Annotated in this window: 13 protein-coding genes; 10 read left to right on the top strand and 3 right to left on the bottom strand. The window is 54.0% G+C overall.

The annotated features are described in order from the left end of the window. Window positions 1–42: 42 nt before the first annotated feature. The 5 genes from NSS83_RS05365 (at window position 43) to NSS83_RS05345 (ending at window position 4,896) form a co-directional block, all read left to right on the top strand. Window positions 43–837, top strand: a complete 795-nt coding sequence (locus NSS83_RS05365; RefSeq protein ID WP_341023368.1) for a TIGR00282 family metallophosphoesterase — start codon at window positions 43–45, stop codon at window positions 835–837. Window positions 838–1,041: 204 nt separating this feature from the next. After that, the gene (locus tag NSS83_RS05360; RefSeq protein WP_019910496.1) at window positions 1,042–1,302 is read left to right on the top strand and encodes a stage V sporulation protein S; all 261 of its coding nucleotides are present in this window, start codon (window positions 1,042–1,044) and stop codon (window positions 1,300–1,302) included. Window positions 1,303–1,461: 159 nt separating this feature from the next. After that, a complete protein-coding gene (locus NSS83_RS05355) occupies window positions 1,462–2,448 on the top strand; it encodes a membrane dipeptidase (RefSeq protein ID WP_341347823.1) in 987 nt (328 codons plus the stop codon). Window positions 2,449–2,609: 161 nt separating this feature from the next. Next, window positions 2,610–3,182 (top strand): phosphate propanoyltransferase, encoded by a 573-nt coding sequence (locus tag NSS83_RS05350; RefSeq protein ID WP_036692683.1) that lies wholly within the window; start codon window positions 2,610–2,612, stop codon window positions 3,180–3,182. A gap of 220 nt (window positions 3,183–3,402) precedes the next feature. Beyond that, entirely contained in the window at window positions 3,403–4,896 is a 1,494-nt protein-coding gene (locus NSS83_RS05345; RefSeq protein WP_341347822.1) for a DEAD/DEAH box helicase, read from the top strand. Window positions 4,897–4,977: 81 nt separating this feature from the next. Here NSS83_RS05345 and dapA read toward each other — a convergent pair whose 3' ends face one another. Beyond that, window positions 4,978–5,883, bottom strand: coding sequence for a 4-hydroxy-tetrahydrodipicolinate synthase (gene dapA, locus NSS83_RS05340; protein ID WP_341347821.1), 906 nt, complete (start codon window positions 5,881–5,883; stop codon window positions 4,978–4,980). 119 nt (window positions 5,884–6,002) lie between these two features. On the opposite strand from dapA, the gene NSS83_RS05335 reads away from it, so the two are divergent. Then, window positions 6,003–6,899, top strand: a complete 897-nt coding sequence (locus NSS83_RS05335) for a LysR family transcriptional regulator (protein ID WP_341186784.1) — start codon at window positions 6,003–6,005, stop codon at window positions 6,897–6,899. Between the two features lie 135 nt (window positions 6,900–7,034). Here the strand turns inward: NSS83_RS05335 and NSS83_RS05330 are convergent, their stop codons facing one another. Continuing rightward, window positions 7,035–7,904 carry a hypothetical protein gene (locus NSS83_RS05330; protein WP_341185416.1) on the bottom strand — a complete coding sequence of 290 codons (870 nt, stop codon included), beginning with the start codon at window positions 7,902–7,904 and terminating at the stop codon, window positions 7,035–7,037. A 119-nt stretch (window positions 7,905–8,023) separates the two neighbouring features. Then, window positions 8,024–8,914, bottom strand: coding sequence for a LysR family transcriptional regulator (locus tag NSS83_RS05325; protein ID WP_341185417.1), 891 nt, complete (start codon window positions 8,912–8,914; stop codon window positions 8,024–8,026). 169 nt (window positions 8,915–9,083) lie between these two features. On the opposite strand from NSS83_RS05325, the gene NSS83_RS05320 reads away from it, so the two are divergent. The 4 genes from NSS83_RS05320 to NSS83_RS05305 are packed head-to-tail and all read left to right on the top strand — an operon-like array spanning window position 9,084 to window position 14,260. Beyond that, window positions 9,084–10,088, top strand: coding sequence for an ABC transporter ATP-binding protein (locus NSS83_RS05320; RefSeq protein ID WP_341185418.1), 1,005 nt, complete (start codon window positions 9,084–9,086; stop codon window positions 10,086–10,088). Window positions 10,089–10,090: 2 nt separating this feature from the next. Next, the gene (locus tag NSS83_RS05315) at window positions 10,091–11,176 is read left to right on the top strand and encodes an ABC transporter substrate-binding protein (RefSeq protein ID WP_341185419.1); all 1,086 of its coding nucleotides are present in this window, start codon (window positions 10,091–10,093) and stop codon (window positions 11,174–11,176) included. 25 nt (window positions 11,177–11,201) lie between these two features. Continuing rightward, window positions 11,202–12,887, top strand: coding sequence for an iron ABC transporter permease (locus tag NSS83_RS05310; RefSeq protein WP_341185420.1), 1,686 nt, complete (start codon window positions 11,202–11,204; stop codon window positions 12,885–12,887). Further along, entirely contained in the window at window positions 12,884–14,260 is a 1,377-nt protein-coding gene (locus tag NSS83_RS05305) for an MBL fold metallo-hydrolase (RefSeq protein WP_341185421.1), read from the top strand. Before NSS83_RS05310 ends, NSS83_RS05305 begins: the two co-directional genes overlap by 4 nt. Window positions 14,261–14,399 lie beyond the last annotated feature (139 nt).

Raw genomic sequence — 14,399 nt, 5'->3', positions numbered from 1 at the left:
TGGCAGAGCATATACAAACCTAAAATTTAGGAGGAGAAGATTATTAAAGTTTTATTTATCGGAGACATTGTAGGCAATACAGGCAGAAAAGCGCTGCGTGAAATGCTGCCTTCCCTGAAAAGTAAATATCAGCCGCATATCATCATTGCCAATGGTGAGAATGCTGCTGCCGGCAGAGGGATCACCGCTGCTATCGCTAACGAATTCTTTAACTGGGGTATCCACGGTATTACGATGGGTAATCACACCTGGGACAACAAGGATATCTTCGAGTTCATCGACGACGAGCCGCGGATCATCCGTCCGGCTAACTTTCCGCCGGGGACGCCGGGCCGGGGATATACCGTTGTTAAAGGGAACGGCAAGCAGCTGGCGATTGTGAATCTGCAAGGCCGTACTTTTCTTCCGGCGATCGATGATCCGTTCCGGGTAGGCGAGGAGATTGTCGAGGAACTGCGCAGAGAGCATAAGTGTATTCTGGTGGATTTCCATGCGGAAGCAACCTCCGAGAAAATAGCGATGGGCTATTTTATGGATGGACTGGCATCGATTGTGGTCGGCACACACACTCATGTGCAGAGCAATGATGATGTGATCCTGCCTGGAGGTACAGCATATCTTACAGATGCGGGTATGGTTGGTTCAAGAGAAGGGATTCTGGGTATGGAAAAGGATGCGATCATCTATAAATTTACAACTCAGCTTCCCTCCCGGTTTGTAGTCGACGAAGGCAAATGGCAGCTGCATGGTCTATTCGCAGAACTTGATGAAGCTACAGGCAAAGCGACACGACTGGAGAAGATCCGGCTGCGTGAGGATGAATGGGTGATGAGCTAGAAGGGTTTTCGTGCAAATAGGTAATTCGGTAAGACTCATTTTGTTTTGGGTAAAGTGTGATATTTATTATATCGAAAAAGAGTATCTTTTGAACTATTTTCTCCGGAGAGGTCCGCAAAAAGAAGGAATTAATTCTTCTGAAGCGAATAACATCTACTGTAGTGGAAGAAGAACACCATCATTTTCCCAGGGGAGGTACTTACTATGGATGTATTAAAAGTATCAGCTAAATCCAATCCAAATTCCGTTGCTGGCGCATTAGCAGGTGTTCTTCGCGAACGTGGATCGGCCGAGCTACAAGCTATTGGAGCAGGAGCACTGAACCAGGCCGTTAAGGCCGTTGCCATCGCCCGGGGATTTGTCGCACCTAGCGGAGTGGACTTGATCTGTATTCCGGCTTTTACGGATATAGTGATTGATGGGGAAGACCGGACGGCAATCAAACTTATTGTAGAACCTAGATAACTCAAGTGAATCATTTAGATTAAGCCTGTTTACACTGTAAACAGGCTTTTTGCTGTGCTGACTGCTGATTCAGTTAGGCGCATATACATGAAGTAGACGCTGAGCCATCAACGGTTCATTCGGATATTCAGCAGGTGAAGGAAGAAGGGGAGCTGACCTATGGTGGGAAACAGGAAGCTGAAGGTAGCGGATTTTCATTGTGATGCTCTGAGTAAGCTGCAGGCGAATCCAGGGATAGACTTCAGGAATGATCCCCGGCTGGATGTGACCGCAGAGCGGCTGGCAGAGGGGAATGTCGGACTGCAGGTTTTTGCCATCTACTTGTCTGCGGTGCGCGGAAGGGCCAAATTCGAGGATATTCTGGGGCAAATCGAGTGCTTTCACCAAAAGGTTGCTGGTCCTGGAGGGCTTCAGTGGCTGCGATGGAAGGAAGAAGTGGAGGAAGGCAGCTTAACCGCACCAGCCTATGGAATGCTCTCTCTGGAGGGCGTGGACGGTCTGGAGGGCAATCTGTTCTATGCCCAGTTATGCTTCGAGCTGGGTGTGCGTTGTCTAGGGATTACCTGGAACTATGCCAACTGGGCGGCGGACGGTGTGCTGGAGCGGCGGAACGGCGGTTTCACTGAGCATGGCCGGAAGCTGATCGACTGGTGCAACGGGAGCGGAATGCTGCTGGATGTGTCGCATTTGGCCCCGGCAGGCTTCTGGGAGCTGGTGGAGCACAGTACCCGTCCGTTCATCGCTTCGCATTCGAATTGCGCAGCGGTATGCAGTCATCCCCGCAACCTGAGTGATGATCAGCTGAAGGCACTGATCGCCAAGGACGGGCGAATCGGGCTTACCTTTGTCCCCTGGTTCGTACGGGATGAAGGAGCGGCCCGGCGGGAGGATATGCGGAGGCATATTGAGCATGTCTGTGGTCTTGGGGGGAGCGGACAGCTGATGTTCGGCTCGGATTTTGACGGGATTGAAGTGTGGGTAGAAGGGCTGGAGCATCCGGGACAATACGCGGAGTTCGCCGAAATGCTGCTGAAATATTATCCTGAGGCGGATGTGCGGGGTTGGCTGTATGGAAATGCGTTGGGGTTCTTGAGGGAACAACTGCCTTCTTCCGCAGGTAGAGGCTCTGGTCTCGCCGGGAAGTGACTATGAATTGGAAAAACCAGGATGAAGCATTCACAGAATCGTAATATGCCCGGAAAAAAGCCTCGCATTGTGATGCGGGTCTTTTTATTTGTGGGTAATTAGATGTATAATGTTCAATGGCTTGTACAGATACTAGAGAAAATACAAGGAGTGACTTAAAAATGAGCAAGACTGTACCCGTAGGTGTGTCGGCCCGGCATATTCACCTTACGCAGGAGCACGTAGAAGCATTATTCGGCCCAGGTTACCAATTGACCGAGTTCAAACCCCTGTCCCAACCCGGACAATTCGCAGCGAATGAGCAAGTGGCTGTCATTGGTTCGAAAGGGAAGTTCGACAAAGTAAGAATCCTCGGACCTGCCCGTCCGGCTTCGCAGCTGGAAGTATCCCGCACAGACTCCTTCAGCCTCGGCGTGAAGGCACCTGTCCGTGAATCCGGCAATATTGAAGGAACACCAGGCATTACGATTAAAGGCCCTGCCGGTGAAGTTGAGCTGGAGACTGGCGTTATTGTAGCAGCGCGCCACATCCACTTCCATACTTCCGAAGCAGAAGCTTGGGGCATTGCCGATAAGCAGCTCCTGAAGGTACGTCTGGGCGGCGAACGCGGCCTGGTGCTGGAGAACGTGATTGCACGCGTATCCGACAGCTTCAAGCTGGACATGCATATCGATACCGATGAAGCTAATGCTGCCGGTGCCAATAATGGCGATACCGCTGAAATCCTAGATTAGTATTTTATTATAATGAAGACAAGAGCAGGGGACCTATCCTCTGCTTTTTTGTTGTAAAATTTTTTGAAAAGAAAGAAATGAAAGTTTTCATATTTGCTTTTCTGTGTTATCATTATGTGTTATGACTTTGCTGAGCGCTATGTGGAGACGCCGCAAAAGGAATATACAGCACTGGAATTAAGGATTCACCAATATATGTATGCACAATGAAGGAGATAAAATGACATTTAACGATTTGAACCTGATCCCCCCGATTCTTAAGGCGCTTAGCCTGGAAAACTATACATCCCCAACCCCTATTCAGGAAGAGTCTATTCCTGCGGCATTGGCCGGCAGAGACATCCTGGGCTGTGCACAGACCGGTACCGGTAAAACGGCGGCTTTCTCGTTGCCGATTATTCAGCTGCTGAGCCAGCAGCCGGGCAGAACCGGCGGAGGCAAGCGCATCCGTTCCCTGATTCTTACGCCTACCCGTGAGCTGGCGCTGCAAATTCAGGAGAACATCCAGGCCTACAGCAAGTTCACAACGATCCGTTCGACAGCCATTGTCGGAGGAGTATCACAGAAGGCGCAGGAGCGGGCGCTGGCCATCGGTGCCGATATTTTGATTGCTACACCGGGCCGTCTAATCGACCTGATCAGCCAAAAGCGTGTGGATCTGCAGCATGTGCAGATTCTGGTGCTGGATGAAGCGGACCGCATGCTGGACATGGGCTTCATTCATGATGTGAAGCGGATTATCGCCAAGATGCCGCTCAAGAAGCAGACCTTGTTCTTCTCGGCGACTATGCCTACGGAGATTTCCCAGCTGGTGAAGACACTGCTTGTCAACCCGGTGAAAATCGAGATTACTCCGGTATCCTCTACGGTAGACAGAATTGAGCAGTCAATCTATCTGCTGGAGAACGGCAATAAGCAGAATCAGCTGAACCGTCTGCTGCAGGACCCGTCGATTGTATCGGCGCTGGTATTCACACGCACCAAACGCGGCGCGGACCGGGTAACCCGGGATTTAACCCGCATTAATATTACAGCACAGGCCATTCACGGCAACAAATCACAGAATGAGCGCCAGAATGCGCTGAGAAACTTCAAGAGCGGAGCGACCCGCGTGCTGGTAGCTACAGACATTGCTGCGCGCGGAATTGATATTGATGAGCTGTCCCATGTCATCAACTTCAATCTGCCGAATATCCCGGAAACCTATGTTCACCGGATTGGCCGGACCGGCCGTGCGGGGATGAGCGGCATCGCCATCTCGCTGTGCGAAGCGGAGGAAATTCCGTATCTGAAGGATATCCAGAAGCTGATCGGCAAGACGATTCCAGAGATCAAGGACCATGCGTACCCGATGTCTAAGAGCAATCTGGCATTGCTGGCAGACCGTCCCGGCAAAGCACCGGTCAAACCGTCCCAGAAAGCCAAGACGAACCCGCCCCGCAAGCCGAAGTCGGAATGGTTCGCGCAAGGTAAACAGCAGAGCGGCGGCAACACAGGTGGCGCTAAAGGCGCATCTGGAAGCGGTCCTGCAGGCAGTGGAGCTAGAAGCGCTTCGGGGAGCCAGGCTAATGCCAGCGGGCGTCCAGGCGGCAGCCAGAGCCAGAAATCATCTGGCAGCTCATATGGCCGTTCAAACCAGCCGGGCAGCAGACCTGGGGGCAATCAGAGCGGACGTCCGTCCAGCCGTCCGGCGGCTAAAGCGGGCCGCTCGTAATTAGCTAACAACAAACACCCGCCATTCTCAGTTCTCACTGAAGATGGCGGGTGTTTGTCTGTTACATTAGTCTCTTATCAGTTAAATGGCTTCTTGTCTGCCACTGACAGCTTCCCTTGCAAGGTAGGCGCCCAGCTCTTCGCGCAGCGCGGCGCTGATGGAGGTCATTGGCAGGCGGAGCGTATCCGAGGCGAGCTCTCCGAGTTCACTGAGCAGCCACTTGATCGGGGCCGGGTTGGATTCCTTGAACAGCAGCTTCATCAGCGGTACCAGCTGATCATACGCAGCCTGTGCAGCCTCAACCTGACCGGCTCTGTACTGCTCGTAGATACTGAGGAAGCGGCCGGTATGTACATTGGCTGAGGCCAGCATGCCTCCGGCGGCTCCGTAGCCCAGCATGTCGAAGAAATGCAGATCGTCGCCGCAGAGCACAGGCTTGCCGCCGCTCCTCGACAGCTCGGAGACGAGCAAGGGGGAGCCGGAGCAGTCTTTTAACCCTACGACATTATTCATCTCCAGGATCGTACGGGCGGTGTCCAGCGTCATGCCGACTCCAGTACGGCCCGGGATATCGTAAGCCATAATGGGCAGACCCACCTCAGCCGCCTTGCGGAAATGGGCGATGATGCCTTCCTGAGACGGACGGCTGTAATAAGGGACAACCACCAGTGCGGCATCTGCACCTGCGTTCGCCGCCAGCTCAGTACGGGCCACGGTAGAGTAGGTATCATTCGTGCCTGTGCCCACCACGAGCGGAATGGAGCTGGTCTTCAAAAGTTCCCGTGAGGTATCCACGAGTGTTTGTAATTCCTGTATATTGACTGTCGGCGATTCTCCAGTGGTTCCATTGACGACCAGACCATGAATATTGTTCTTGATGATGTTGTTCACATAATGCTGATACGATTCCAGATCAAGCTCGCCGGCAGCATGGAACGGGGTGACCACGGGAACATAAATTCCATAAATCTGTTCTTCTGTTAACATGAATATCGTCCTCCAAAAATGTAAAATCCGTTTGTTCTACTGTACCATGGATTATTGCATCGTTGTTAGCTATAATAAATGATGTGGGCTATCAATAATATTGATGTTAGGGTGAGATGATGGATTTAACATATATGCGGACCTTCCGCGAAGTGGCCAAGCGGCAGAGCTTCACACGTGCGGCTGAAGAGCTGGGCTATGCACAGTCCAGTGTCACGATGCAGATACAGAAGATTGAGAAGGAATACGGCGTGCCGCTTATCGAACGTCACGGCCGCGCCTTGCGCTTGACGCCGCCTGGGGAAGAGCTGCTTAAGCTGTTCGTGGAGATTCTGGAGCTCTATGACCGCTCTAAGGAAACGATCGCCCAGCAAATCGGCGGAACGCTTACGATCGGAACGATTGATTCCCTTGCGGCCTTCTATCTGCCGCCGTTCCTGCAGCAGCTGCGTACGATGTTCCCTGGTCTGAATATTCATTTGCAGACGGAGCAGGAGGCCAACCTGATCTCCAAGATCAGGGACGGCGAGGTCGATATCGGTCTTCTGCTGGACCGCAGCACGGTGGATAGCGCGCTTTCGCGGACGATCATCCGCGAGGAGCCGCTTGTCCTGGTGGCACCGGCCAGCCATCCGCTGGCCCGGCTGGAGCAGGTGACGCTTCAGGATCTGAACAACTGCGAGCTGATTGTCTCCGAGGAGAGCTGCATTTACCGCAGCCTGTTCGAGAACCTGCTCCGGGATCACGGGATCGTGTTTCGGATTGGTTTTGAGTTGTCGAATCTGGAAGCGATCAAGCGGTGTGTGCGCAATGGCCTGGGCATAGCGCTGCTGCCGCGGATTGTGGCGGAGGAGGAGATCGAGCGGGGCAACCTGTCCGAGCTGTCTTTTGCCCACCCGGAGATTCATTTCGATCTGCAGCTTCTGCTGCATCCGAAGAAGTGGAAGTCCCTGCCGCTCCAGTCGCTGATTCAGATGCTGCTTGAGGATGCTAAGGCGAAGACTGCTGTGCTGTGAAGGTGATGCAAGGAGCAGCGGGGGTCGCCTCGTAACAAATTCATACCATCTAGAAGAGCACTGCCGTATCACCCTCATTTAGGGTGCGGTAGTGCTCTTGTTTGTGTTATAAGCAAATATTGATTGACGATTACGTTAATACCGTTCCAGAATCAGCTGGGTCTTGAGACCATCAGCAGGAATAAGCCATCCCTCGGCGTTCAGCAGGCTCATCAGCCCGGCACGTAATCCGGCTACGCTGGTGCTATCGGCTGTTTTGAACGAAATCTCTACGATGTTCTGGATGCCGGTTCCCGCCTCGTCACGCACAGGCCATACCTCAAGGGTGATCTCCTGATTATTCCAGGTGCCTGTATAACGCTCGAAGGTCAAAGGGCCATGCGCCCGGGAGGCTGCCAGCTTCTGCTTCCCCCAGTTCGATGCAGACCAGTTCTTCAATTTACCGGGCAGCTTGTCTAGCAGCAGCTCCAGGGCGTCATCCTCAGCGGGAAGTACGGCTCCGGCAACTTTGGTGCTGACCTTCTTGGTATTTGAGAAGCTGAGGGTCTGCTTGCCATACCCCCAATCCACTTCTGCTTCATAGTTGTCATCGGAGGCATCGAAGCCCTCCTGATTCGCCAGGGTGAGCGCTGCCTGGATATTTCCGTTCACGACAGGATAACGTTTCTTGTAGGTCAATTCATAATCAGATTTGTTTTCTTTTTTGCGCAGCCGCACATCCCACCCCTTGCTGTTCAGCTCCAGCATATTCGTATCGAAATACTCAACACGAATAGCCTGTGGAGTAGAATCCAGGTCCAGCGCATCCACGACCTCGCTGCGCGGCGATCCGCTGCTATCCAGTACAAGATCAGGGTCCGCCAGAAACTTTACTTCATAGGCTGGAACTGCGTTAGCTGCAGCTGAGACACGCTCCGGCAGCAGGATGCCCTGTCCGGCCAATCCACCGCCTGCCGTCACTATACTCAGCATGAAGGACAGGGTAAGCTTTTTCCATTTTCTCAAGCATCATCACTCCTATGATCGGGTTTGGGTACATGACCCACTTTATATGCTGAGTATATGGGAGCGGTCAAAGCGAAAGGGGAATTGCGTTAATCCTGCATAGACTTACTCAATGGCAGCTAACAGTTTTTGGTGGCCATTACACTATTCCGGAAGCTCTCCATTTGTACCGAAGGATGCCGGTCCTTGTTATGCACGGCATAGATATACCGCGGTGCCATTCCCCCTTCAATAGGCAGCACCAGGATCAGTCCTTGTTCTACCTCCCATTGCACCGCCATCCGTGACATCACAGAGATGTGCCCGCCGAGCCGCACGAGCTGCTTGATAGCCTCCAGCGAATCCACCTCAATTGTATTACGCAGCCGCAGCCCTTGCTGCTCGAACCAGCGTTCGGTCAGGCTGCGTGTGGTGGACTCGCTTCCATGCAGAGCAAAGGGAGTCTTACTGATCTCCTCCATGCCAAGCTGAGTCTTGCAGGCAAGCGGATGCCCGGGAGAGCAGATCAGGACGAGACAATCTGTAATCAGCGGCTCAGCCTGCAGGGCTGGCTCCGTGAAAGGCTCTGAGGAGATGACGCCTAAGTCAATTTCGTGGCGGATCAGCATCTCCCGGATCACAGGGGCGGGCTTTACGGACAGAGCCATACGGATGCCGGGGAACTCCTGGGAGAACGCATGTAATATAGGCGGCAGCAAATAGGTTGCAGGTACATAACTAGCCCCAATCAGCAGCGTTCCCCGGTAGAGGGTGTCGAATTCGCCGGCTACCCGGCGGGCCTCACGGGCAAGCGCATTAATTTTCACGGAATAATGAAGGAGGGCTGCTCCGGCCTCGGTGAGAAAGGTTTTGCCGCTGCGGGATTCGAACAGCCGGACCCCAAGCTCTTCTTCAAGCGACTTCATATGAAAGGTTACGGTCGGCTGCTTGATCCCGAGTACCTCGGCTACGCTGGTCATATGGTGCAGCTGGTCGATTAGTTCAATGATTTGCAGTTTCATCAGATTCATGGTTTTACCTCTTCTAAGCGTTAGTGGGAGATCCCCCACCATAGATTTTATCTATGAACGTTAACAGAATTCATATAAAAAGTTAATTACATGTTTACATGAAAAATAAACAACCTGCGAATACAGACGTTAGACTGAGGACAGCTCAAGAAGACAGGCAGGGATCGAAATGAATATTCAGATCAAGGGGATTCATAAAAGCTTTGGCGGACAAGCGGCGCTGCTGCCTGCCCAGCTTGAACTGAAACACGGTAAGTTCACCACCTTACTGGGGCCCTCCGGCTGCGGAAAAACCACGCTGCTGCGGATGTTAGCGGGCCTTGAGCGCCCGGATGGCGGAGAATTAAACGCTGACGGGAAATGTTATTTCTCTGCTGCGCAGCGGATCGATGTTCCGGTACATAAGCGGAATTTCGGGATGGTGTTTCAGGATTTTGCACTCTGGCCGCATATGACGGTGTACGAGAATGTGGCCTTCGGGCTGAAGGCCTCAGGGCAGCGTACACAGCAGCGGAGCAAGGTACTGGAGACACTGGAGATGGTCCGGCTGCAGGGGATGGAGAACCGCTATCCGCATCAGCTGTCGGGCGGCCAGCAGCAGCGGGTTGCTTTTGCCAGAGCAGTAGTTGTCCGTCCGGGTGTAGTGCTCTTCGATGAGCCGTTAAGCGCGCTGGATGCCGTACTCCGGGAAGAGATGAGAGTGGAAATGATGTCGCTGGTCCGGGACATGGGTCTAACTGCACTCTACGTGACCCACGATCAGATCGAAGCGATGTCGATGTCCGACGAGATTGTGGTTATGAAAAGCGGGCGGATATTGCAGACAGGAACTCCCGAAGCGGTATACGAGGCACCGTCAGAGCCGTTCGTTGCTTCGTTCATCGGCAAGTCGAACTGGCTTACGCCGGAGCAGGAGATGGTGCGGCCTGAACATATCGGATGGAGCCGCACGGCGGCAGAGGATCTGTGTTATCCCGCTATTGTACGGAGTGTCAGTTATGTCGGAGAGCGTTATGAGATCCGTGCGGAGGTGGAGGGGGCCGGAATATGGACAGTCTATCTGAACAACCGGATTCCTGTAGAAGAAAGGGTTCAGCTCTATGTCTCACCACGGCGGATATGCCGAATGAATTCTAATTCAAATGAAGAACAACCTAAAAGGAGCGAAACATAATCATGAAATGGAACAATCCGCGTAAACAAGGGGCAACGCTGCTGTTATCTGCTGTGATGAGTGTGAGTCTGGCGGGCTGCGGTACGGGCAACAGCACCAGTGCCGGCGGGGCCAGCACGAGTACCCCAGAGGCAACGGATGCAGCTGCGTCCACTCCTGAAGCTACAGCTGCTGCGTTAAGCGGCAAGCTGGTACTGTATTCCGCCGGCCCGCAGGGCTTGGCAGACGATATTGTCAATGGCTTCAAGGCCAAGACAGGACTCACGGTGGAGATGTTCCAGGGAACAACCGGCAAGATTCTGGCCCGGATGGAGGCGGAGAAAGCAAATCCGGTGGCCGATGTGGTGATTCTGGCTTCTCTGCCCTCCGCACAAGCTCTTAAGGCGGACGGTCTGACGCTGCCCTACCCGGAAGCAGCCAACAAAGAGAAGCTGAATCCGGACTGGTCGGATGCCGAAGGCAATTATTTCAGTTCAAGCGCCTCTGCGCTGGGAATTGTCTATAATACGAAGCTGGTAGCGAATCCGCCCAAGACCTGGGCAGAGCTGGCCGGTGCGGAGTGGAAGGATGCCGTCAACATTCCTGATCCGACGCTGTCAGGCTCTGCGCTGGATTTCATTACAGGCTATCTCAGCGTGAACGGCGAGCAGGGCTGGGATCTGTTCAAGAATTATAAGGCAAACGGTGTTGCTATGGCTGGGGCGAACCAGGAGGCGCTTGATCCGGTGATTACAGGAGCTAAGAGTATTGTCGCAGCAGGTGTAGATTATATGGCCTACAAGGCCAAAGCTAAGGGAGAGCCGCTGGATATTGTCTATCCTGAGGAAGGCACAGTGGTTAGTCCGAGACCGGCGGCGATTCTTAAATCAAGCCCGAACGTAGACAACGCCAAAGCGTTCATTGATTATCTGTTGTCCGACGAAGCCCAGCAGCTGGTAGCGGATGCGTATCTCATCCCGGGCCGCGGGGATATTGAAGCTTCGAACCGGACCAATCTGAAGGACATCCCGCAGCTTAAGGCAGACTGGGCCTGGATGAGTGAGCACGGGAATATGGCGGCTTCGAAATTCGCAGAACTCTACAAATAAAGGCTTAAGGTTGAGGTGAAAAGCAATGAGTCCAGTCTCCATGGACAGTAACCGGATACTTCGGAGAGCGGGCTTACTGCTCTCCTTCTTTTTGCTGGCGGTCAGCATCGGCATTCCGCTTCTGCTCATCTTCTGGCAAAGTATTACCCCAAATCAGCGGCTGGACTGGATGGCCCCGCTCCGTACGATCACCGGACAGAGTCTGTCCGGGGTGCTGCTGAATTCGGTATGGCTTGGAATATGCGTAGTGGCCGGAACGACGCTGCTTGCGATGCCGCTGGCCTGGATGATGGCTAAGACCCGTATGGGGCTGCACCGCTGGATTGATGTGATTCTGCTGATTCCGTTCATGACCCCGCCGTATATCGGCTCCATGGGCTGGATTCTGTTCATGCAAAAAGGCGGCTATCTTCAGCAGTGGCTTCCTGGCGCGGGTGTGTTAAGTGATTCTTTCTTCAGCTTCTGGGGGATGGTCTTCATCATGAGCATGCATCTGTTCCCGTTCCTGTACCTGCTGCTTCGGGATGCGCTTATCCGCATAGGCGGCAATCTGGAGGAGGCGGGAGCGGTGCACGGCGCAAAGGCAGGCTACCGCTTCAGGCGGATCATCATGCCGCTGCTGTTATCGGCTTATGGTATGGGGGTAATGCTCGTCTTCGTTAAGACGATTGCGGAGTTCGGAACACCGGCTACCTTCGGCCGCAAGATCGGCTATTATGTCATGACCTCGGAAATTCATAAATACATTTCCAGCTGGCCGATTGACTTCGGCAAGGCTACGTCGCTCGCATCCGTGCTGCTGTCGGTCTGTCTGGTCATCTGGTATATGCAGTCGGCAGTCAGCCGCCGGTTCACTTACCGTCTGGTGGGCGGCAAGGGACAGCGCTCCAAGACGTATTCGTTGCGCGGCGGCGCAGGCTGGCTCGCAGGCTTATATCTGGCTTCACTACTGCTATTATCCATAGGCATCCCTTACTTCTCGATTATCGCCGCCTCGCTGATGAAGCTGCGCGGTGCCGGGTTGTCGCTGGACAACCTGACGCTCGATCATTACAGGGAGCTGCTCTCCTGGGGATCGGTGAGTCTGAAGGCAATTGGGAACAGTCTGGGGCTGTCGCTTGCCGCAGCATCGGTGGCTGTCATACTTGGAGCCGGCCTTGCTCTGGCCATCGGCAGGTCTTCTACCCGGCTGCAGCGGATCATTGATCTGCTGAGTCTTTTGCCTAATACGGTTCCGGGCATTGTAATGGTGGTAGGGCTGATTCTGCTCTGGAATGCGCCATGGATGCCCTTCACGCTCTACAACACCTACGGGATGGTAGTGCTTACCTATGTGGTGCTGTTTCTTCCTTATACGGTACAGTATGTGAAGGCCAGCTTCTCGCAAATTAACGGGTTGCTGTTTCAAGCGGCCCAGGTCAGCGGAGCAGGCCCGTTCTATATCCTGCGGCGGATTCTGCTTCCGCTCATTATGCCCGGCATGCTGGCAGGCTGGATGATGACCTTCACCATATCTGTACGGGAGCTGGTCGGCTCGCTGCTGATTCTGCCGCCTTCGATGCAGACCTCGGCTACGTATATTTTTGCCCAGTTCGAGCAGGGGCAGGTATCGCTTGGCATGGCAATGGCGGTGGTATCGGTCGGTTTGACGGTGCTGCTGCTGCTCGGTATTGAACTGCTGAATTCCAGAAGAAAGTGGAATGGATCATGACGAAGCTGACCATATGGGGCGGGGCGGGTGAACACGGGCGTTCCGCTTATCTCCTGAGTGGCGGCGGCTACCGTCTGCTGCTGGATTGCGGCGTCAAAAAAGGCGGTGCCGGACAATATCCCCTCATTGAACCCGGACAGGCGGCCCTGCTGGATGCGGTACTGCTCTCTCATGCCCATGAGGATCATTCGGTAGCACTGCCGCTGTTGTATGCGCAGGGTTACAAGGGTGAGGTATGGACAACGCGGGAAACGCGGGCGCAGCTGGATGCCTATTTCCGCTCTTGGCGTTCGAGTATGAGCCGTGAGGGCCATGAACTGCCATACACTGAAGCAGATGAACAAGCGATCCGTTACCGGTATCTGGAGGAGGAGGGCAGCTGCCTGTCCTGGTTCGGACTAATTCCCGGAGTTCAGGTCATGTGGGGGCGCAGCGGTCATCTGGCGGGATCTGTATGGTTCCTGATCGCTGCGGAAGGGCGGTCGATCTTCTATTCCGGTGATTATACGGCGGAATCCCTGTTGCTTGCGGCTGATTCACCGGCTGAAGCAATACAAGCTGCTGGGGGTATCCCGGACCTTGAGCAGAGGCTGAGAACATGGTCCTGCGGCCAGCGTCTTGATCTGGCGGTTGCTGATGCGGCCTACGGAATGGACGAGGAGAGCCAGTCTGATAAGCTAAGGCAGCTGGAGCAGGCCATCCGCAGGACTGCGGCAAGGGGAGGCAAGGTATTGCTCCCGGTTCCGGCAGGCGGACGCGGCCAGGAGATGCTGCTGTGGGCCGCTGAGCTTTTTGCGGATCTGCCAATGGTTGTGGAAGCGAAGCTGATAGAGGGGATGAGGCGGCTTGCTGCATCGCCGTTCTGGCTTAGGAGGACTGAGAGAACGGGAGAGTATTCCGCACAGGACAACATGGCGGGCTTTCTTACCGCCCGCCGCTGGACGTTGCCGCAGAGCGAGGCGGAGCGGGAGGAGCTGCTGTCACGCTCCGGCCCTTCCCTATGGTTCGTACCGGATGGCATGATGCAATCATCCTTGTCCCGCTGGTACTATGCGAGGTGGGCATCCCATTCAACCTATTCCGTGCTGATTACCGGCCATGTAGCGGCTGGTACCTTTGGATACAAGCTGCTGCATGAACCGGGACAGCATGGAGTATGCGAGGTGCTTAAGCTGCGTTACAAGGTGCATCAGGGCCGGGAAGATGTGCAGCATATGCTGAAGTCCCTCCCCGTCCGGCACGCCGTACTGGTTCATGCCGCGAAGCCGGAGACCGACAAGCTCCGTGAAGCCTTGATCCAAGGCGGTCAGCTGACCGGCTGCACGCTGCATTCTATGGCGCCGGGGGAAGAGTTGGATTTGGAAGGCCTATGAAATGACGGATGAAAAGAGGCTGTCTCATAAGTGGAATTTCACTTATAGAGATGGCCTCTTTTTTTGTTTTAGAAAGAAGAGCAGATGCATCCGCAGTCCGTAACATTGTAGAGAAATCATGCAAGAAATGCAGCAATAC

Origin of the sequence: Paenibacillus sp. FSL H3-0469 (assembly GCF_038051945.1) — a bacterium.
In the GTDB taxonomy this organism is placed as follows: Bacteria; Bacillota; Bacilli; order Paenibacillales; family Paenibacillaceae; genus Paenibacillus_AQ.
Note: the sequence above shows the minus strand (reverse complement) of the source record. Positions and strands in the feature narration are given on the sequence as shown.